Annotated in this window: 1 protein-coding gene; it reads right to left on the reverse strand. The window is 45.9% G+C overall.

Features of this window, described 5'->3' with window-relative positions; translation table 11 throughout:
• Positions 1 to 100: 100 nt before the first annotated feature.
• Positions 101 to 790, reverse strand: a complete 690-nt coding sequence (locus tag AC0QHF_RS01655) for a hypothetical protein (protein ID WP_324702444.1) — start codon at positions 788 to 790, stop codon at positions 101 to 103.
• Between the last annotated feature and the right edge of the window lie 295 nt (positions 791 to 1,085).

Here is a 1,085-nt window from a genome sequence, read left to right on the forward strand (position 1 = left end):
CGATCCCCCTAAATCCCCCTTGATAAGGGGGAGTTTGAATCTTTGTGGGATATCCGATCCCCCTAAATCCCCCTTGAAAAGGGGGACTTTGAATCCTTCCTTATTTCGACTCAATTGTTTGGGCAGTAAATAGCAATACCGCATACAATAATAACGTCTCACCCAACATCTCTAAAAATTCCTCGACGGCGACTCTGACTTGTTGAATCACCCAAATCAAAACTTCGCGATCGCCGAAAAAATGATACAGAACAGGTGTTAAAATCATCGACTTTGCCATCTCCGCCCCGAACCCGCCAATCACCGCCAGCAACAGCCCAGACACTCCCAAAATGACCAGGCGGCGGTCAAAATTCCACAGTGCTTTGATATCGCGGAAAAAGAAAACCGCGATCGCCACAATTAAGAAACTGTAAATTCCGATCCAATATTGAGTCCCCGCAATGGGTGCAATTTGACCAAATCCTAGATGTAATTTCAACAGTTCATCAAAGGCAACATAAAATAATAACACCGACTGAACCAACCAAAAATAGGGGGACGGAAGCCGTTGCAATCGGCGGGACAAGAAGAACATCAGCAAATAAGCGAAAGCCAACTGGAACAGAATCGAAGCCTGCAATAAAGTTGGCAACGTCATGCGTCCATCCATATCGAAGGGGGAATAGACTGTCCTGGCGAACAAGACGCCGCCGAGGTAAATACTGGCGATCGCAACCTCCAATAAAATTAACCCCCAGATCCAATAATGGACAGCCCGTTTCACCCGTTTGGGATTGATGGTTATCATGTCGATTAACGGTATCGGCTCAACACCAATATAATCGATCTCAGAGGGCGATCGCATCCCGATTTTCATTAAATTTTAGTTAAGAAATCGACGCGATCGGCCGAACCGGATCAATCCTATAGCAATCGGAAACCATTTGTAAAATTGTCTGGCCCCCAAACCCCCAATACTGGGGGCTTTGAGTGGATCGATTTTTCACGAATCATTTCACATTGCTATAGTAGACCGTTTCGGCTCAAATGAGGCAAAATTCAAAACGGAGCATCGGGCATCTTGCCTGTGGATTCAGATCCGA

The organism is Lyngbya sp. CCY1209 (genome assembly GCF_055795065.1).

What these genes read in the sequence shown, in the direction of transcription:
- AC0QHF_RS01655 (WP_324702444.1), bottom strand. Translation starts at nt 790, where the DNA reads ATGATAACCATCAATCCCAAACGGGTGAAACGGGCTGTCCATTATTGG.